The sequence below is a fragment of the Marinihelvus fidelis genome, from assembly GCF_008725655.1.
GTDB lineage: Bacteria > Pseudomonadota > Gammaproteobacteria > Xanthomonadales > SZUA-36 > Marinihelvus > Marinihelvus fidelis.
Genome location: NZ_VYXP01000002.1, coordinates 102619 through 119980, shown reverse-complemented (window position 1 = coordinate 119980; position 17362 = coordinate 102619). Strand labels below are relative to the sequence as shown.

Annotated in this window: 18 protein-coding genes and 1 tRNA gene; 14 read left to right on the top strand and 5 right to left on the bottom strand. The window is 63.7% G+C overall.

Annotated elements, in window-relative coordinates; translation table 11 throughout:
- Positions 1-89 precede the first annotated feature (89 nt).
- From F3N42_RS01955 to F3N42_RS01940, 4 genes are all read right to left on the bottom strand, one after another.
- Complete coding sequence (locus tag F3N42_RS01955; RefSeq protein WP_150862708.1) at positions 90-1487, bottom strand: parallel beta-helix domain-containing protein; 1398 nt, start codon at positions 1485-1487, stop codon at positions 90-92.
- Positions 1484-2665, bottom strand: coding sequence for a cytochrome-c peroxidase (locus F3N42_RS01950; RefSeq protein WP_150862707.1), 1182 nt, complete (start codon positions 2663-2665; stop codon positions 1484-1486). Before F3N42_RS01950 ends, F3N42_RS01955 begins: the two co-directional genes overlap by 4 nt.
- A gap of 3 nt (positions 2666-2668) precedes the next feature.
- On the bottom strand, positions 2669-3331 hold the full coding sequence (locus tag F3N42_RS15545; RefSeq protein ID WP_224784632.1) for a c-type cytochrome: 663 nt from the start codon (positions 3329-3331) through the stop codon (positions 2669-2671).
- 100 nt (positions 3332-3431) lie between these two features.
- Positions 3432-4487 (bottom strand): AraC family transcriptional regulator, encoded by a 1056-nt coding sequence (locus F3N42_RS01940; RefSeq protein WP_191621176.1) that lies wholly within the window; start codon positions 4485-4487, stop codon positions 3432-3434.
- A 123-nt stretch (positions 4488-4610) separates the two neighbouring features.
- Here F3N42_RS01940 and F3N42_RS01935 point away from each other — a divergent pair, with 123 nt between their 5' ends.
- Positions 4611-6047: a coniferyl aldehyde dehydrogenase gene (locus F3N42_RS01935; RefSeq protein WP_224784631.1), complete on the top strand. Its 1437-nt coding sequence runs from the start codon at positions 4611-4613 to the stop codon at positions 6045-6047.
- A 27-nt stretch (positions 6048-6074) separates the two neighbouring features.
- On the opposite strand, the gene F3N42_RS01930 is transcribed toward F3N42_RS01935, so the two are convergent.
- On the bottom strand, positions 6075-7145 hold the full coding sequence (locus F3N42_RS01930) for a glycosyl transferase family 90 (RefSeq protein WP_150862704.1): 1071 nt from the start codon (positions 7143-7145) through the stop codon (positions 6075-6077).
- Positions 7146-7331: 186 nt separating this feature from the next.
- Between F3N42_RS01930 and thrS the strand changes: the two genes are divergently transcribed.
- The 13 genes from thrS to F3N42_RS01865 all read left to right on the top strand — a co-directional run bounded on the left by thrS (position 7332) and on the right by F3N42_RS01865 (position 17344).
- A complete protein-coding gene (thrS, locus tag F3N42_RS01925; protein ID WP_150862703.1) occupies positions 7332-9239 on the top strand; it encodes a threonine--tRNA ligase in 1908 nt (635 codons plus the stop codon).
- Positions 9240-9263: 24 nt separating this feature from the next.
- Positions 9264-9782 carry a translation initiation factor IF-3 gene (gene infC, locus F3N42_RS01920; RefSeq protein WP_150862702.1) on the top strand — a complete coding sequence of 173 codons (519 nt, stop codon included), beginning with the start codon at positions 9264-9266 and terminating at the stop codon, positions 9780-9782.
- A gap of 147 nt (positions 9783-9929) precedes the next feature.
- Positions 9930-10127, top strand: coding sequence for a 50S ribosomal protein L35 (gene rpmI / locus F3N42_RS01915; protein ID WP_150862701.1), 198 nt, complete (start codon positions 9930-9932; stop codon positions 10125-10127).
- Between the two features lie 12 nt (positions 10128-10139).
- Positions 10140-10496 carry a 50S ribosomal protein L20 gene (gene rplT, locus F3N42_RS01910; protein WP_150862700.1) on the top strand — a complete coding sequence of 119 codons (357 nt, stop codon included), beginning with the start codon at positions 10140-10142 and terminating at the stop codon, positions 10494-10496.
- 129 nt (positions 10497-10625) lie between these two features.
- On the top strand, positions 10626-11624 hold the full coding sequence (pheS, locus tag F3N42_RS01905) for a phenylalanine--tRNA ligase subunit alpha (RefSeq protein ID WP_150862699.1): 999 nt from the start codon (positions 10626-10628) through the stop codon (positions 11622-11624).
- Positions 11625-11636: 12 nt separating this feature from the next.
- Positions 11637-14012, top strand: a complete 2376-nt coding sequence (gene pheT / locus F3N42_RS01900; protein ID WP_150862698.1) for a phenylalanine--tRNA ligase subunit beta — start codon at positions 11637-11639, stop codon at positions 14010-14012.
- A 2-nt stretch (positions 14013-14014) separates the two neighbouring features.
- On the top strand, positions 14015-14314 hold the full coding sequence (locus F3N42_RS01895; RefSeq protein WP_150862697.1) for an integration host factor subunit alpha: 300 nt from the start codon (positions 14015-14017) through the stop codon (positions 14312-14314).
- The gene (locus tag F3N42_RS01890; RefSeq protein ID WP_150862696.1) at positions 14295-14651 is read left to right on the top strand and encodes a MerR family transcriptional regulator; all 357 of its coding nucleotides are present in this window, start codon (positions 14295-14297) and stop codon (positions 14649-14651) included. The genes F3N42_RS01895 and F3N42_RS01890 overlap by 20 nt, the downstream gene beginning before the upstream one ends.
- Before the next feature lie 161 nt (positions 14652-14812).
- A tRNA-Pro gene (locus F3N42_RS01885) sits at positions 14813-14889 on the top strand.
- Between the two features lie 267 nt (positions 14890-15156).
- Positions 15157-15573, top strand: a complete 417-nt coding sequence (locus tag F3N42_RS01880; RefSeq protein ID WP_318190944.1) for a type IV pilin protein — start codon at positions 15157-15159, stop codon at positions 15571-15573.
- The gene (locus tag F3N42_RS01875; RefSeq protein WP_150862694.1) at positions 15570-16091 is read left to right on the top strand and encodes a GspH/FimT family pseudopilin; all 522 of its coding nucleotides are present in this window, start codon (positions 15570-15572) and stop codon (positions 16089-16091) included. The genes F3N42_RS01880 and F3N42_RS01875 overlap by 4 nt, the downstream gene beginning before the upstream one ends.
- 30 nt (positions 16092-16121) lie before the next feature.
- The gene (gene pilV, locus F3N42_RS01870; protein ID WP_191621175.1) at positions 16122-16610 is read left to right on the top strand and encodes a type IV pilus modification protein PilV; all 489 of its coding nucleotides are present in this window, start codon (positions 16122-16124) and stop codon (positions 16608-16610) included.
- 14 nt (positions 16611-16624) lie between these two features.
- Positions 16625-17344 (top strand): PilW family protein, encoded by a 720-nt coding sequence (locus F3N42_RS01865; RefSeq protein ID WP_150862692.1) that lies wholly within the window; start codon positions 16625-16627, stop codon positions 17342-17344.
- The last annotated feature ends 18 nt before the right edge of the window (positions 17345-17362 follow it).

Sequence of the window (17362 nt, the reverse complement as noted above, 5' to 3'; positions counted from 1 at the left end):
CGTACCTTTCTCCACGGCTGAAGACTAACGGAATGTGGGATTTCGGCTTGCGGATTCCTGAAATCCGTCATATTTGCCGAATCCGCAAGCTACTTTTTGATGCCCAGCATGTACTCGGCCACGGCCAGGCGCAGGTCCTCGGGCAGGTGTGCCTGCGGCGGCATGGCCGGGTAATCGGGGCGGCGTTTCTCCGGGCTGGCGATGTAATCAGCCAGGCGCTGGGCGTCGTCATGGTAAAGCGCCTGGATGGTGACGGTGGCCGGGCCCACCATGCGCACGTCGTAGCCGTGGCAGCCGGCGCAGATGCCGTTGTAGACCACCTGCGCCTTGCCCGCTTCGTCGGTATCGCGTGGCGGTGCGCCGTCGGGCAGCATCATGGTGGTGATGTCGCGGGTGCTGCGGACTTCGCAGTCGGTCCAGTCATCGACGCCGCGATGCAGGATACGGTCGCGGTGGACGATGCAGTTGTCGTCGTCCTCGGCGCCGCCCGCAGCGATCACGTCGGGGCCGTGGGTGGTGAACTTCGAGGCCATCATCAGCGCCTTGATCTCGGTGACAGGCTCCTCGCCGTTGTCGTTGAAGAAGTTCTCCAGGATGGCCACGCGATCCGGGTTGGGCTCCGACTCCGGGTCGGCGGTGACATTGGCGGCGAAGGACAGGTCGACGACGATGATGCCGGCGTTCTTGTTGCCGGTGATGATGTTGTCCTCGATGCGCACATCGTCGGCGGCCATGATCACCATGCCGGAGCCGGCCGGGATGCCGGCGACGATGGAGCCGGGCGCGCCGAAGTTCGGCGTGTTGTTGTTGACCACGAAGTTGCCACGCACGATCACGTCGTAAGTGGTCTTGATCGGCAAGCCCGGGGTGATGAACACCAGGATGCCGCCGGTGTTGTCGTGCACGTAGTTGGCTTCCACCAGGGCATGGCGCGAGTTCTCGATCTCGATGCCGGCCACGGAGTCGAACACCTCGTTGCCGATCACGTCGATGTTGTCACTCATGCCCACGTAAATGGCCGCGTCCTCGATGCCGCTGATGACGTTGTAGGCCACCAGCCCGTTCTGGCCGTACTGCGGGAAGATGCCGTAGACGCCGGTGTCGACCACCCAGTTGTAGCGGATGGTGAAGTTGTTGCCGGCCTGGCCCATGATCGCGTTGCCCTTGAAGTGCATGATCTTCAGCCACTCCACGGTAATGTTGTTGCCGGAATACAGCACCGCGTCATTCAGCGTGCGCCCGCCTTCCAGCACCGGCCACTCGTTTTCCTCGACCACGCCGCGCAGGGTGATGTCGTCCTTGTCGATGTAGACGGTCTCCTCGTATTTGCCCGGGTAGACCAGCACGGTGTCGCCGGGCGAGGCGCGGGTCACGGCGGCCTGGATCGATTCGCCGTCGCGAACTTCCAGCGTGGCGGCGTACAGCGGCGCGCAGCTGAGCACGGTGGCGCAGAGGGCCACGAGGGCGTGGATGGGGGTGCGTGTCATGGTGCGATCTCCTCGAAGGGGGCCACGTCGCGATGCACCAGCGGCAGACCCGAAGGCAGCCGTTGGGGTTCGCGAGGCAGGTAGGATTCATCGTCCAGCGCACCCAGGAAGTCCACCAGCCGCGCGATTTCCTCGTCGCGCAGGCCGGGTTCCCAGATGTGCCAGTGCAGGTACAGGTTTTCGCCTTCGGGCACGGCGTGGCCGCGGCCACCGGTGTAGAAGGCGATGGCGTCCGACAACTCGTCGAAGCGCCCCGAATGCATATAGGGTGCGGTCTTACTGATGTTGCGCAGGCCAGGCACCTTGAAGCCGCCGCGCTGGCTGGCCTCGCCGGTCACCGCCTCGCGGCCCGGGTCCAGTGGCCGTCCGTCCGGCTCTGGCGTGCCGATCACGGCAATCTGCTCATTGGTAAACAGCGGCGGCGTGTGGCACTCGGCGCAGCGGGCCACGAACGAGCGGAAGATGTTCAGGCCCTCGATTTCCCGCGGGGTCAGGGCCTCGTGCACGCCGTGCGCGTACAGGTCGTAGCGTGAGTTCAGCGACACCAGCGTGCTTTCGAAGGCGGTGATGGCGCGGTAGACGCGCGCCAGCGTCACCGGTTCAGCGTCATCGCCTGGAAAGGCCTGGCGGAACAGCCGGGTGTATTCGGCATTGCCGCGCAGGTCGGCGAGCAACTGTTCCGGGGTATTGCCCATTTCGTTTGCCGCGTAAAGCGGCTCGAGCATCTGCGTTTCCAGGCTGTCGGCGCGGCCGTCCCAGAAGAACTGCTTCTGGAAGCCGACATTCCACAGGCTGGGCGCGGAGCGGGGCAGGGGCTCGCCGCTGGCGCCCAGGCTGCGGTCGCGGCCGTCGGCGAAGCCCTTGTCGGGCTGGTGGCAGCTGGCGCAGGACATGTCGCGGTTGGCCGACAGCAGCGGATCGAAGAACAGCAGTCGGCCCAGGTCGATTTCTTCCGGGCTGAAGCCGTCCAGCACCCGCGGCAGGCCGATCTTCAGGCCGCCCATGCCGCGGTCCTGTAGCGATGGGTACTGCCGGTAAAGGCTGACCAGGCGACAACGGTTATCGTCATCGGGCGCGAACCCTGCCGGGCAGGTGTCGCTCAGCCGGATCGGTGCCGTGTCACTGGCTGCCGCTGCGCAGGACAGCACGCAGGCGGTGAGCATGAGCAGGGCGCGCATGGTTCAGTCCGGCAGGCCCAGCGACAGCAGGTAGGCGGACACGTTGCGGATGGCGTCCTCGTCCTTCAGCACCTGGCCCATGCGGCGCATTTGCTGGCCGGGCTCGTCATCCGGGTGGTCGCCGCGCAGGCCGTCGCGAAACAGTTCGTACTGGCGTGCCAGGTAGGCATCGTCTATGCCGCGCAGCGACGGCGCGCCCAGCGCCTCGTTACCCACCGCGTCAGGGCCATGGCAGGCACCGCAGACCATGTTGTAGTAGTCGCGGCCGTTGGCGATATCGGCCTCGAAGGTGGGCGCCGGCAATATGTCGGGAAAACCCGCCACCTGGGAGACGATGGCCCCGATGGCGGCGTCATTCAGCGCAGCGGCACTGGCGGCCATGATCGCACCCTGGGTGTCGGCGGGGTTGGCGCCGCGCTTGCCGTCACGGAAGTGGCGCAATTGTCGGGCCATGTAGTCGCCGTCCAGGTTGACCAGCGCGGGCGCTTTCAGCGCCGCGTTGCCTTCGCCCTCGGCGCCGTGGCAGCCGGCGCAGGTCTTGTAGGCACCGCTGGCGGCGGCCACGGCGGCGGCATCCGGCTCCGCGGCCGGCTTGCAGCCCGCCAGGGCGAGTATCGCCAGGCCAGCCAGCATGGCGGCCTGGCGGACAGGTGGGAATGGCTTCATGGGTCGACCCCCGGGTCGCGCAGTTCTGTTGATGATCATGGCCACGGATTGTGGCGCGGGCGATGCCGGCTGGCTTACGGAAATTGAAAATCCGCAAGAATTAGTCGTCTTCGAGTGGTTTCAGGTGGTTTTTCCGGTAGGTCGTGGGCGTGACGCCGTGCTGGTCCTTGAAACACTTGTTGAACGACGAAATGGAGCGAAAGCCCACGTCCAGCGCGATGGTCAGCACCGGCAGGTGTGACTGGTGGGGGTCGGCCAGGCGCGCCGAGGCTTCTTCGATACGGAAGCGGTTGAGGAAATCATTGAAGTTGCGGTAGCCCAGGCCGCTGTTGATCAGTTGGCGCAGGCGGTACTCTGGCATCTCCGCCGCGCTCGCCAGCCGGCCGATAGTCATGCCGTGTTCGCGGTAAATGCCTTGGTCCATGATCAGCCGGCGAATGGGTGCGAGCGCCTCGACCGGGTCGTCTTCGACCGGTTTGCTGGCGTTGGCCGGGGGTGGTGTGGCTTCGGGCTCGCGTCGTGCCGGATCAAAGATGCGCGTCGGGTAACGCAGCAGCATGATGTTGATACCCAGCAGGACCACGGCGGTGGCGATGTACTGGGCCCCCTGCAACCAGTCCGCGCCGGCAAACAGCACTTCGCGTGACAGGATCAAAGAGAACATGAATACGCCCGTGCCGGCGCAGAACCAGACCCTGAGTTTGCGCCGCACCTCCACCAGGTCGCCGCGCCAGTAGCGGAAGGTGGCGCGCAGGGCCAGCAGCATGAACACGAACTCCAGCAACTGCGGCAGGTCCTGCAACAGCCATTCCAGCGGACCGCCTGCCGGTTGTCCAAGGAGGTGCCAGGCCAGGGGGGCGACCACCGAATAGATCACCAGGGCCGGTTGCCAGGCCGGCAGCGTGTAGTGGTCGTCGAACAGCGACGCGCAGAACAGCCAGAACACGCCCGGCAGCGACGTGGCCAGCGCCTGCATCACCGGGTGCCCCTGGCCGTCATTGACCAACGGCGTCAGCAGGTAGCCAATCGCGCCCAGCAGCAGCAGGGCAAACAGCCGTCCCGAGCGTGACTCCAGGCCCAGCGAGAGCAACAAGGCGCCCGACAGCAGGACCTGGGAGAACCCGGCGCCGATAGCCAGCAGGGTTAACGGGGTCAAGACGGGTTGTGCCGGGCTCGGGTCATGGGGCGCCATTGTATTGCAGTTCCGGTGGCCTCGGCTTGCGATTATCATGGCGGCGACAACAACAACCAGCGGTGGCGACCAGGTATGGCGGCAGAGATGAGCGAATCAGTGGCGGCGAGCGGTGAGATTGACCGGCTCGAACGGGTTTTCCAGGCACAGAAAGCCGCGTTCCAGCGGCAGCCTTACCCGGATATCGCCGCTCGCAGGCAGGCTTTGGACCGCGTTCACACGTTGTTGCTGGAGCACCAGGACGAGTGGGTTGAGGCAGTTAACAGCGACTTCAGCAACCGTGCCGCCGACGAGACCCGGCTGGCGGAGATCCTTGTCACGCTGGAGGGCATCAAGTACTACCGGCGCCGGCTGCGGCGCTGGATGAAGCCCAGCCGCCGCGGCGTCAGCGCACTCAGCTGGCCCGGCCGGGCCTGGGTGGAATACCAGCCGCTGGGTGTGGTGGGCATCATCGTGCCCTGGAACTACCCGGTGCAACTGGCGGTGGCGCCGCTGGTGGCCGCGCTGGCCGCCGGCAACCGCGTGATGATCAAGATGAGCGAAGCGGCCCCGGCAACCGGCGCGCTGTTGCAGCGGCTGGTGGCGGAGGTATTCCCCGAAGACCAGGTCGCCGTGTTTAACGGCGAGGTTGATGTGGCGCAGGCATTCTCGGCGCTGCCGTTCGACCACCTGCTGTTCACCGGCTCAACCGATGTGGGCCGCCATATCATGCGCGCGGCAGCCGAGCACCTGGTGCCGGTCACGCTGGAACTGGGCGGCAAGAGCCCGTGCATCATCGCGCCCGATTTCCCGATCGACACCGCGGTGGAGCGCATCGCCTTCGGCAAGTGCATGAACGCCGGACAGACCTGCGTGGCGCCGGATTACGTGCTATGCCCCTCGGCGCAGGTGGATGCGTTCGTCAGCGCCTGGCAGGACCAGGTGGCCAAGGCCTATCCCACCATGGTCGACAACCCGGACTACACCGCCATCATTAACCCGCGCCAGCGTGAGCGCCTGCTGGCCTGGCTCGACGATGCGCGCGAGAAGGGTGCGCGGGTCATCGAGGTGAACCCGGCCGGCGAGGACTTCAGCGCCAGCCAGAAACTGCCGCACGCGCTGGTGCTCGATGCCAGCGACGACATGATCATCGCGCGCGAGGAAATCTTTGGGCCCTGGCTGCTGGTATTGCCGTATGACGACCTGGAACAGGCCATCGCCCACGTCAACGCGCGGCCGCGGCCGCTGGCGCTGTATTACTTCGACTGGAACCGCGCCAACGGCGAGAAGGTGTTGCGTGAAACCCATGCCGGCGGCGTGTGCCTGAATGACACCATCTCGCATGTCGGCGTCGACGACCTGCCGTTCGGCGGGGTAGGGGACTCCGGCATGGGCGCCTACCACGGCCCCGAAGGTTTCCGGACCTTCTCCAAGGCCAAGGGGGTCTATCGCAAGGGTCGCTTCAACGCCGCGTCATTTATCATGCCGCCGTATGGACGCCGCATGCACCGGCTGATCCGGCGCTTCATGCTCAAGCAGGGCTAACGGCGCTAACTGGCTGGTCTCACCAGGTCAGCGCAGCAGTCCCATGCGCGACAACACGGTCAGTTCGGCCTCGCGCCAGGGCCTGGGGCGGGTCATCTGCGCGTAAGCCTGGCGGGCGTTCTCGATGATGCGCAGGCACAGCCCCGGGTTGGACTCGCAGTAGTCCAGCTTGTCGGCCAGGTCGTCCAGCCCACGGGAAATAGGCACGTAGTGCACCCATGGCGCGAGGAAATAGTCGGGCACCACTTCGTAATCGCAGTCTTCCCTGAAAGCCACCGAATTCGTGTTAAGTATCCAGTACAGCTGCGAGCAGACGTCGTTGCCATTGGGACAGAGGATGTAGCGATGGGCGAGCGCGGCCTCGCGCGGCTCGGCCCTGGTGAACCAGGGGGCCGTCAGCGGATTGGACGGCGGCCGGCCCCAGGGCGAGGCGAAACGGAAATCGAATCGTCCTGGATCTTGCCGTGACATCCTGACCGCGCGGAAGCGGGAAAATCGCTCGTCCAGCTGGGCTTCATCGGCGCCCGGCCCCGGGTTGCGCAAGGTGGTGCCCCGGCCCGGTGCGGTCCAGTGGTAGCCGCTGTCATTTCCTCGCCAGTACACCGTGGGCCGCTTGTCAGTGAATGCGATCGTGTCGGATACGCCGTCCGGGCCGGCGCAGCCCATCCTGGCGTTGGGACAGAAATAACCCGGCAGCCGCCACAGCACGGCCGATTCAGAGCCCGCCCAACGGTTGTACTGGAACACGTTGAAGCGTCGGCCGAAGTGGTCGTCTGCGTCGTACCGGCGAGCGTCTGAAAAGTCGGCCGCGATCACGCCCTCCACCCCGTCCGGCAGGCGCTGAAGAAACTTGCGGCTGCGGTGCGGTTTGCCGCCCTCAAACGGGTGCGCATCACGCGACGACAGCGACGATACCCGGCTGTCCTGGGCCAGTTCACCGGTCGCCGTGTCCAGGCAGAAAAACGCCGCGCCCGCCGTCCAGGGCGAATGGCCGGCGAGTTCCGCCGGCAACGGTGGGGGTGGGCAGGCCTGGCGCAGCATGAACTCGTGCATGGCCATGGACTGGGCAGGCGGCTGTGGTGCGGGATGTCGGGGCATGGGGTACGCGATTCCGGTGACCTACTAATCATGCCCGAATGCGGTTAAAATAGCGGCATGATCATCGCCACGCGAACTTTTACCGGGTAAAGGGAAGCGCTCCTTCGCGACTTCCCCGGGGCGCCTTGTGCGTCCTTTTTTCGTTGTGGCCAACCTGAAACCGAGCAAAGCGGAACGGAACCGACCATGCCAGTGATTACCCTGCCGGATGGCAGCGAGCGCAAATTCGACCACCCCGTCAGCGTCATGGACGTGGCAGCCGATATCGGCCCGGGCCTGGCCAAGGCGACCCTGGCCGGCGAGGTGGATGGCAAGCTGGTCGACGCCGCTTTCACGGTCGACGGCGACGCCAGCCTGCGCATTATCACCGCGCGCGACGCCGAGGGGCTGGACATCATCCGTCACTCCACGGCCCACCTGCTGGCGCAGGCGGTCAAGCGGCTGTTCCCGGAAGCCCAGGTCACCATCGGCCCGGTGATCGATGACGGTTTCTACTATGACTTTGCCTACGAGCCCGGCTTCACGCCCGAGGACCTGGACCACATTGCCACGGAAATGCGCCGCCTGGCCAAGGACGCGATCCCGGTGGAGCGTTCGGTCATGGAACGCGGCCCGGCCATCCAGCACTTCCGCCAGGACGGCGAGGAGTACAAGGCGAAGATCATCGAGGGCATTCCCGGTGACGAAGAACTCTCGCTGTATCGCCAGGGCGAGTTCATGGACCTGTGCCGTGGCCCGCACGTGCCCAACACCGGCCACCTGGGCCATTTCAAGCTGACCAAGCTGGCCGGCGCCTACTGGCGCGGCGACAGCAAGAACGAGATGCTGCAGCGCATCTACGGCACCGCCTGGGCCAGCAAGAAGGACCTGGCCGACTACCTGCACCGCCTGGAAGAGGCCGAGAAGCGCGACCACCGCCGCCTGGGCAAACAGCAGGACCTGTTCCACTTCCAGGAAGAGGCGCCGGGCATGGTGTTCTGGCACGCCAACGGCTGGACCATTTATACGGCCATCCAGGATTACATGCGTGAACGCCTGCGTGACGCCGGTTACGGCGAGGTCAACACCCCGCAGGTGGTCGACATCAGCCTGTGGGAGAAATCCGGGCACGCGGCCAAGTACTCGGAGAACATGTTCACCACCGAGAGCGAGAGCCGTCATTACGCGGTCAAGCCGATGAACTGCCCGTGCCACGTGCAGATCTACAACCACGGCCTGCACAGCTACCGCGACCTGCCCATCCGCATGGCCGAGTTCGGCTCCTGCCATCGAAACGAGGCTTCGGGCGCATTGCACGGCCTGATGCGCGTGCGCGGCTTCACCCAGGACGACGCGCATATCTTCTGCACGCCGGACCAGGTGCAGTCCGAGGCACAGGCGTTTATCGACCTGTTGTTCAGCGTCTACAAGGACTTCGGCTTCGAAGAGGTGCAGGTGGAACTGTCCACCCGCCCGGAAAACCGCATCGGCGACGACGCGCTGTGGGACAAGGCCGAGGCCGCGTTGCAGTCCACGCTGGAAAAATCCGGCATGGAGTGGAAGCTGAACCCGGGTGACGGCGCCTTCTACGGCCCCAAGATCGACTTCTCGCTGAAAGACACCATCGGCCGTGTCTGGCAGTGCGGTACCCTGCAGCTGGATTTCATGATGCCGGAGCGCCTGGGTGCCCATTACATCGCCGAGGATTCCTCCAAGCAGACCCCGGTGGTGCTGCACCGCGCGATCCTCGGTTCGCTGGAGCGGTTTATCGGCATCCTGATCGAAAATCATGCCGGTAAATTCCCGGCCTGGCTGGCACCAAAACAGGTCGCGGTGCTGAATATTACCGACCGCCAGGACGATTTTTGCGAGAAAGTGGCCGAAACCCTTGAAAACAGGGGCTTCCGCGTCGATTTGGACTTGAGAAACGAGAAGATCGGCTATAAAATCCGCCAGCACACTTTAGCGCGTGTCCCGTACCTTCTGGTCATTGGTGACCGGGAGGTCGAAAACGGGGCCGTTGCCGTGCGTACGCGAGACGGTGAAGACCTGGGCACAATGCCGGTCTCCGCCTTCGCCGACCGCCTCGAGGCGGACGTCGAATCGCGACGCTGATATTAACGAGCAGGAGACGACAACATCGCAACTGGAAAAGAATCGCGGCGCAACGGGGACATCATCGCGCCGGAAGTCAGGGTCATCGGCGCCGATGGAGAACAGGCCGGGATCATGAAGGTCAGGGACGCCATCGCGCTCGCCGAAGAAGCCGGCATGGATCTCGTGGAGATCTCGCCGAACGCCGAACCACCCGTCTGCAAGGTGATGGATTACGGCAAGTTCAAGTTTGAACAGGCGAAGAAGCAGCAGGCGGCCAAGAAAAAACAGAAGGTCACCCAGGTCAAGGAAGTGAAGTTCCGGCCCGGTACCGAGGAAGCCGACTACCAGGTGAAGATGCGCAACGTGCGGCGCTTCATCGAGGATGGCGACAAGGTGAAAGTGACGCTGCGATTCCGTGGCCGGGAAATGGCCCACCAGGATCTCGGCATGGCCGTGCTCAAGCGCGTCCGCGACGAGATGGAAGAAGAAGTGAACGTGGAGCAGTTCCCACGCATGGAAGGTCGGCAGATGGTGATGCTGATCAGCCCGAAACGGCAGTAAACAGTTTTGTTAGCGTGGCGCATGACGCGTCGCGGTTTTGAAGAAGCGGTACCGAGCAGGGAAGGCAAGTGCGGGTCATAGGCATGAACTCGCCGCTCGAGTGACGCATTAAAAGACGGTCCCAAAGGGACCAATGGAGTATTGACCATGCCCAAGATGAAAACCAATCGGGGCGCGGCCAAGCGTTTCAAGAAGACCGCTTCCGGCGGCTTCAAGCGCGGCCATGCGTTCCATTCACATATCCTGACCAAGAAAGACCAGAAGCGTAAGCGTGGACTGCGCGGCACTGACATGGTCAGTGATTCCGACAAGAAGTCCATCAAGCGCATGCTGCCCTACGCGTAAGGAGATCAGACCATGGCACGAGTAAAACGTGGTGTGACCGCCCGCGCGCGGCACAAGAAAGTCCTGGACGAAGCCAAGGGTTATTACGGCGCCCGTCGTAAAACCTACCGTTCAGCCAAGCAGGCGGTCATCAAGGCCGGCCAGTACGCCTACCGCGACCGTCGCGCCAAGAAGCGCGAATTCCGTCGCCTGTGGATCGTGCGTATCAACGCCGCGGCCCGCCAGTACGGCCTGTCCTACAGCCGCTTCATGAACGGCCTGAACAAGGCCGAGATCGAGATCGACCGCAAGGTGCTGGCGGACCTCGCCGTGCACGACCTGGCGGCGTTTGGCGTCCTGGCTGAAAAGGCCAAGGCCAGCCTCGCATAACCCCGTCTGGCCCGGCGCCTGGCGCCGGGCCTTACGGCCAAGCCGGTGGCGTTTGTCACCGGCCCGGTTACCGAAGGGATGGGCCTGGCCCCTCCCTTTTTTTATTGCCCGTTGAAGTGAAGGCGACTCTTGGAATCCATCGATCATATTCTTGAGCAGGCCCTGGCCGACATTGGCGGCTGCGACGACCTGCGCGCGCTCGACGACCTGCGCGTGCGTTACCTCGGCAAAAAAGGCGAGGTCACGGCGTTGCTGAAGTCACTGGGCGGCATGGCGCCGGACGAGCGCAAAGCCTTTGGCCAGGCCGTGAATATGGTCAAGGCCGGCATCGCCGAGGCGATCAACGGCCGTCGCTCCGCGCTGGAAAAGGCCGCCATGGACGCGAAACTGGCGTCCGAGCGCGTGGATGTGACCCTGCCGGGCCGCGGCCAGGCACGGGGTGGCCTGCACCCGGTGACGCTGGCCATGCAGCGCATCATCGACCTGTTCAACGGGCTCGGCTTTGGCGTGGCCACCGGCCCCGAAGTCGAGGACGACGAGCACAATTTCGAGAAGCTCAACTTCCCGCCGCATCACCCGGCGCGGGCCATGCACGATACCTTCTATTTTGCCGATGGCCGGCTGCTGCGCACGCACACCTCGCCGGTGCAGGTGCGGGCGATGCTTGACCAGGGCGCGCCGATTCGCATCATCGCGCCGGGCCGCGTCTATCGCAGCGATTACGACCAGACCCATTCACCCATGTTCCACCAGGTCGAGGGCCTGCTGGTGGGCGAGTCGGTCAACATGGCCGACCTGAAGGGTGTGCTGCAGACCTTCGTCAACGCGTTCTTCGAAACCGAGATGGCGACGCGCTTCCGGCCGTCCTATTTCCCGTTCACCGAACCGTCGGCCGAGATGGACGTGGGCTGGGACAAGGGTGACGGCTCCGAGCCCGGCTGGCTGGAGATCCTGGGCTGCGGCATGGTGCACCCGAATGTATTGCGGGCCTGCGATATCGACCCCGAGCGCTACGTGGGCTACGCCTTCGGCATGGGTGTCGAGCGCCTGGCCATGCTCCGCTACGGCGTGACCGACCTGCGCCTGTTCTTCGAAAACGACCTGCGCTTCCTGCGCCAGTTCCACTGAGGGGTTGATGCGATGAAATTCAGTGTGAACTGGTTGAAGCAATGGGTGGCCGTCGATGTCGATGCCGACACGCTGGCCGATGAACTGACCGCGGCCGGCCTGGAAGTCGACGCGGTCACGCCGGTCGCCGCGCCGTTCAGTGGCGTCGTCGTCGGTGAGATCACGGCCTGCGCGCCGCACCCGGATGCGGACAAGCTGAAGGTCTGCACCATTAATGATGGCGGCGACGAGCCGCTGCAGGTGGTCTGCGGCGCGCCCAACGCGGCGCCGGGGCTGAAGATGCCGTTCGCCCGTGTCGGCGCCAGGCTGGGTGCGGATTTCAAGATTCGTAAGGCCAGGCTGCGCGGCGTGGAGTCCTTCGGCATGTGCTGTTCCGCGCGCGAACTGGGCCTGTCCGAGGACCACGACGGCCTGATGGCACTGCCGGCCGACGCGCCGGTGGGCACGGACTTCCGCGACTACCTGGGCCTGGACGACGCCAGTATCGACGTTGACCTGACGCCCAACCGCGCCGACTGCCTGGGCATCAAGGGCCTGGCCCGCGATGTCGCCGCTATTCGCGGCGCCGATTACACGCCGCTGGACATCGCCGAGGTGCCGGCCGCGATCGACGATCGCCTGGACATCCGCCTGGACGCCGCTGCCGACTGCCCGCGCTACGTGGGCCGCACCATTCGCGGCATCGATCCCACGGCGGTCACACCGCTGTGGATGAAGGAGGCCCTGCGCCGCAGTGGCATCCGCAGCCTGGGCCCGGTGGTCGATGCCACCAACTACGTGTTGATGGAACTGGGCCAGCCCATGCATGCCTTCGACCTGGGGCAGCTGGACGGCGGCATCACCGTGCGCCGTGGCCGCAAGGGCGAGACGCTGACCCTGCTGGACGACAAGGTCGTCGAACTGGATGAGCGCCTGCTGGCGATCTGCGACGACGCCGGCCCCGTGGCCCTGGCGGGCATCATGGGCGGGCTGGATAGCAGCGTCACCCGCGAAACCACCGATATCCTGCTGGAGTCCGCGTGGTTCCGGCCGTCCACGATCATGGGCAAGGCCCGTGACCTGGGCCTGCACACCGATGCCTCGCACCGTTACGAGCGCGGCGTCGACCCGATGGGCCAGCGCCTGGCGGTGGAGCGCATCACCGCGTTGCTGCTCGACATCGTCGGCGGCCAGGCCGGCCCGGTCATCGAGGCCGTGGTCGAGGAGGAACTGCCGAAAGCCTCGCCGGTTCGCCTGCGCCTGGCACGGCTGAACCGCGTGCTGGGCAGCGACCTGCCCGCCGAGCGTGTACGGGCCATCCTGTGCAGCCTGGGCATGCAGGTCACTGACGTTGAAGGCGGCTGGGAAGCTACCGCGCCCAGCTCGCGCTTCGATATCGAGATCGAGGAAGACCTGATCGAGGAAGTCGCGCGCGTGCACGGCTACGACCAGCTGCCGGCGGCACTGCCGTCCGGTGAGCTGCAGCCGCCGGATGTCAGCGAGCACCGCGTGGCGCTGCCGCGCCTTCGCGACGCCCTGTGCGCCGCGGGCTACCAGGAAGCCATCACCTACGCCTTCGTCGACCGCGCCCTGCTCGAGACCCTGGGCATGGCCGAACAGGCGCTGCCGCTGGCCAACCCGATCTCGTCCGACATGGACGTGATGCGTACCGGCCTGTTGCCCGGGCTGCTGAGCGCGCTGGCGCGTAACCAGCGACGCCAGCAGGGCAGGGTGCGCCTGTTCGAGGCCGGCAAGGTGTTCCACCAGGGTGAGTCACTGGTCGAAATCGAGCGCATTGCCGCCGTCGCCACCGGTGACGCCTGGCCGGAACAGTGGACCGGCAAGGGTCGCCGTGTCGATTTCTTCGACATCAAGGGCGACCTGGAGCAGTTGCTGGCGCTGCGCGGCGCCAGCGGTGAGGTTGGTTTCGGGCCGGCCGGGCACGACTGGCTGCACCCCGGCCAGTCCGCGCAGGTGACCATCGACGGCGAGCCCGTTGGCTGGGTCGGCGCGGTGCACCCGGCGGTACTGGCCGCGCTGGAGATCAAGGGCGCCGTGTTCGCGTTCGAGATCGACGCGCTGCCGCTGCAAAAACGAGAAGTTGTAAACGCGAAAGAAATTTCGCCTTATCCATCGGTGCGCAGGGACCTGGCGTTTCTCGTACCGGACCACGTGAACTATCGTGATATCAGGGCATTGGCCGTGGAAATCGCCGACGACCTGCTGGCCGGCTTCACGCTATTTGACCAGTTTTCAGGCGAAAGCGTTGAAAAAGGGTACAAAAGCATGGCTATTGGCTTGATATTACAAGACGTTTCCTGCACTCTTACAGATGAAGTCGTGGATGGTGTGATCAACCGCCTGGTTGATGAATTCGCCGCCCGACTGGATGCACAGCTCAGAGGTTAGCCATGTCATTGACCAAAGCAGAAATCGCCAACCGTTTATTCGACGAAGTCGGGCTCAACAAGCGTGAGGCCAAGGAATTCGTCGACGCCTATTTCGAGACGATCAAGAATGCGCTCGAAGACGGCGAAAACGTCAAACTGTCCGGTTTCGGCAACTTCCAGCTGCGAGACAAAAACGAACGTCCTGGCCGGAACCCGAAAACCGGAGAAGAAATTCCGATTTCGGCCCGCCGAGTGGTCACTTTCCGCCCGGGACAGAAACTGCGTTCAAGGGTAGAAGCTTATGTTGGATCCGGGGACTGAGAAGGACCTCCCGCCGATTCCGGCGAAACGCTACTTCACGATTGGTGAGGTCAGCGAACTGTGCGGGGTAAAGCCGCACGTACTGCGTTACTGGGAACAGGAGTTTGACCAGCTCAAGCCGGTCAAGCGACGCGGTAATCGTCGCTATTACCAGCGCGGCGACGTCATCATGATCCGCCAGATCAGGAGCCTGCTGTACGAGCAGGGCTTTACGATCAGCGGCGCGCGTCAGCAGATGGGTGGCGAGCATGCCCAGGACGACCTGGACATGAGCAAGAAAATCGTGCGCCAGGTGCGCACCGAGCTCGAGGATATCCTGCACATCCTCAAGCGCTGAACGTTGGGGTCAGAGTAAAGGGTCAGGGTAAACCGGCTGGAAGCGCTGGCCACCTGGTAGCCATTCGCCCGGTTTACCCTGACCCTTTACTCTGACCCCATAACTACTGGTTCACAGGCGCCGGGTCAGGTATCATTCCGCGCCTTCAAGTTTTGGAATGTCGGGGCGTAGCGCAGCCTGGTAGCGCACCACAATGGGGTTGTGGGGGTCGGAGGTTCGAATCCTCTCGCCCCGACCATTTCCAAACTTCCTGCAAGATTCGCGGCCCGCCCCTGCGGCCGTGCAGCGTGAGTCGATTCACGCCGAAATTCCGTTTTCACCTTATATAATGGTCGTTGGTGCGTTATTGCGTCAGCCATCGCGTCCGTGCGTCGTTTCGCGGATGGATGGTACGACTCCCCGGACAGGCGGCACCTGGCCGGGGCGGTTAAATGGCCCGAAACGTCTATAATTTCTGGTATCGGAACTGCATGTAATGTTGCGGGCCCGAGTTAATGGGGTGGACATGAACAGCGTATTTGAAAAACTCAGCATTCGTGGGCGTAAGGGGTTTACGCTCATCGAACTCATGATCGTACTGGCGGTGGTCGCGATTCTCGTGGCCCTGGCACTTCCCAGCTACCGCGACCAGGTGCGCAAGTCGCGCCGTGCGGACGCGGAGTCGGCCCTGTTGTCAGCGGCACAGGTCCTGGAGCGCTGCTTTACGCGCCTGAACACATACAGTACTGGCTGCCCTGACCCAAGCGGCCTGTCGGAAAACGGCTATTACAACGTGACGGTATCTCGCACGGCAACGACGTATACCCTGACGGCGACGGCGCAGGGCGACCAGGCCAGTGACGCCTGCGGAAATTACACTTTGGACCACCTGGGTAATAAGACCCCGGTTGCTGACTCCAAACGCTGCTGGGGCGCATCATGAATTCAATCAGGCGTAGCGCAGGCTTCACCCTGCTTGAACTGGTCATTGTGATCGCCGTGGTCGCGATTACCGTTTCCCTGGCGGCACCGTCACTGGTGCAGACGATTCGTAACAACGAAGTATCGTCGCAGGGCATGGAATTGCTGGGCATGTTGAACCTGGCAAAAAGCGAGGCTGTGCGGCGTAACACCGAGGTCACGCTCACGCTGGTGACCGACAGCGAAGGCTGGGATGGCTTTATCGAAGACCCCAACAACACGGCGGAGATCGAGGGCTGTGTCACCGGGCAGCTGCGCTGTACTTTTAACGAGAATGTAGCCCTGACCGGTGTATCGGAAGTGAGCTTCAACAATCGTGGCTACATCCGCAACGCCGATGACACCTGGGCCGGTGAGACGTTTTACCTGCAGCACGAGCAATGCAGCGGTGACCGCCAGCGGCGTCGTGTTGACATTACCCCGACTGGCCAGATCAGCAGTTGCCAGCTGGCCTGTAACAGCACGGCCGCTTGTCCCTGACGAGAACTGGAATTGACGATGAACGTGAACATGAATCGAAAACAGGACGGCATGACCCTGATCGAGGTATTGATCGCCCTGGCGGTCCTTTCCATCGGCATGGTCGGCATGGCCGCGATGCACATGCAGACGTTGAAGTACGTGCACTCAGCGCACTACCGCTCGGTTGCCTCGACGGTTGCGCTGGACCTGGAAGAGCGCCTGTGGCTGAACCTGGCGACGCGCGATAGTGGTTGCCCGGATACGAGTGGCGGCACTGACGCGCCAGTAGGTCAGTTAAGGACGCACTGGAACCGCAGTTCTGTGGGCGGCGAAGACTGGAACTGGTCTACGGCCGACATGGTGAAGATTCCCAACCTGACGGTAACGACGGGCTTTATCCTGCCGTCGGCTTCAGTCGTGAACGTGCCGGTCACCTTTACCTGGAGTGAAAACCGCTTCAGCGCGGGTGGTGAAGGCGAGGAATCAACGACCGAGTCATTTACTTACAACCTTCGGGTCATGTGCCGGCCAACGTGAAGCGGGAAACGACAATGCAAACTGCAAAACTCAATCGCCAGAACGGCCTGACCCTGGTTGAACTGCTGGTCGCCATGGCAGTCGGCATTATCCTGGTGGGTTCCGCCGTCACGATGCACCTGTCAGGCAGGGCGGCCTACGTGGACAGCGAGCGCCTGTCCCGTATGCAGGAGAACATCCGCTTCGCCAGTGATTACCTGATTCGAGACATCCGAAATGCGGGTTTCCGGGACGAAACCTTCCTGAAAGTCGGTCATGAGCAACAGATCCGCACCGCCTACGCACAGGTGCTGGACAGCGGCGCGACGCTTCGCGTCCGCTATGCCGGTCGTGGTCACTGCACCCAGGCCTTCGACGAATTTCGCCTGGTGGAAAATGAGTACACACTGAGCAACAACGGAGAACTGGCCTGCAGGGGACGAACGCTGGCCCAGGATGCCGATGGTGATGATCTGATTGAAGACGAGGCCTTTTCTACGGCCGTCGGACTGGTGGACGGCCTCACCGGAGTGGCATTCCAGCTGGTTTGCCCGGACGGTGGCACGGCATGTACGTGCGACATGGACACGAACCTGGACACTGCGTGTATTGGTGTCAGGGTCGCGCTGCAATTCGAAGGGATGCGAGAACTCAACAGCGCTGCTGTTGGCAATCGGGCCGTGGAACTGACCGCGGCATTCCGCAACGTGATTCTCGATCGGGTCAATGCTGACGCGATCGAGGAAGAAACCTGAGGGTTTCAGGGGAGACAC

What these genes read in the sequence shown, in the direction of transcription:
- F3N42_RS01955 (WP_150862708.1), bottom strand. Translation starts at nt 1,487, where the DNA reads ATGACACGCACCCCCATCCACGCCCTCGTGGCCCTCTGCGCCACCGTG.
- F3N42_RS01950 (WP_150862707.1), bottom strand. Translation starts at nt 2,665, where the DNA reads ATGCGCGCCCTGCTCATGCTCACCGCCTGCGTGCTGTCCTGCGCAGCG.
- F3N42_RS15545 (WP_224784632.1), bottom strand. Translation starts at nt 3,331, where the DNA reads ATGAAGCCATTCCCACCTGTCCGCCAGGCCGCCATGCTGGCTGGCCTG.
- F3N42_RS01935 (WP_224784631.1), top strand. Translation starts at nt 4,611, where the DNA reads ATGAGCGAATCAGTGGCGGCGAGCGGTGAGATTGACCGGCTCGAACGG.
- F3N42_RS01930 (WP_150862704.1), bottom strand. Translation starts at nt 7,145, where the DNA reads ATGCCCCGACATCCCGCACCACAGCCGCCTGCCCAGTCCATGGCCATG.
- thrS (WP_150862703.1), top strand. Translation starts at nt 7,332, where the DNA reads ATGCCAGTGATTACCCTGCCGGATGGCAGCGAGCGCAAATTCGACCAC.
- rpmI (WP_150862701.1), top strand. Translation starts at nt 9,930, where the DNA reads ATGCCCAAGATGAAAACCAATCGGGGCGCGGCCAAGCGTTTCAAGAAG.
- rplT (WP_150862700.1), top strand. Translation starts at nt 10,140, where the DNA reads ATGGCACGAGTAAAACGTGGTGTGACCGCCCGCGCGCGGCACAAGAAA.
- pheT (WP_150862698.1), top strand. Translation starts at nt 11,637, where the DNA reads ATGAAATTCAGTGTGAACTGGTTGAAGCAATGGGTGGCCGTCGATGTC.
- F3N42_RS01895 (WP_150862697.1), top strand. Translation starts at nt 14,015, where the DNA reads ATGTCATTGACCAAAGCAGAAATCGCCAACCGTTTATTCGACGAAGTC.
- F3N42_RS01890 (WP_150862696.1), top strand. Translation starts at nt 14,295, where the DNA reads ATGTTGGATCCGGGGACTGAGAAGGACCTCCCGCCGATTCCGGCGAAA.
- F3N42_RS01880 (WP_318190944.1), top strand. Translation starts at nt 15,157, where the DNA reads ATGAACAGCGTATTTGAAAAACTCAGCATTCGTGGGCGTAAGGGGTTT.
- F3N42_RS01875 (WP_150862694.1), top strand. Translation starts at nt 15,570, where the DNA reads ATGAATTCAATCAGGCGTAGCGCAGGCTTCACCCTGCTTGAACTGGTC.
- pilV (WP_191621175.1), top strand. Translation starts at nt 16,122, where the DNA reads ATGAATCGAAAACAGGACGGCATGACCCTGATCGAGGTATTGATCGCC.
- F3N42_RS01865 (WP_150862692.1), top strand. Translation starts at nt 16,625, where the DNA reads ATGCAAACTGCAAAACTCAATCGCCAGAACGGCCTGACCCTGGTTGAA.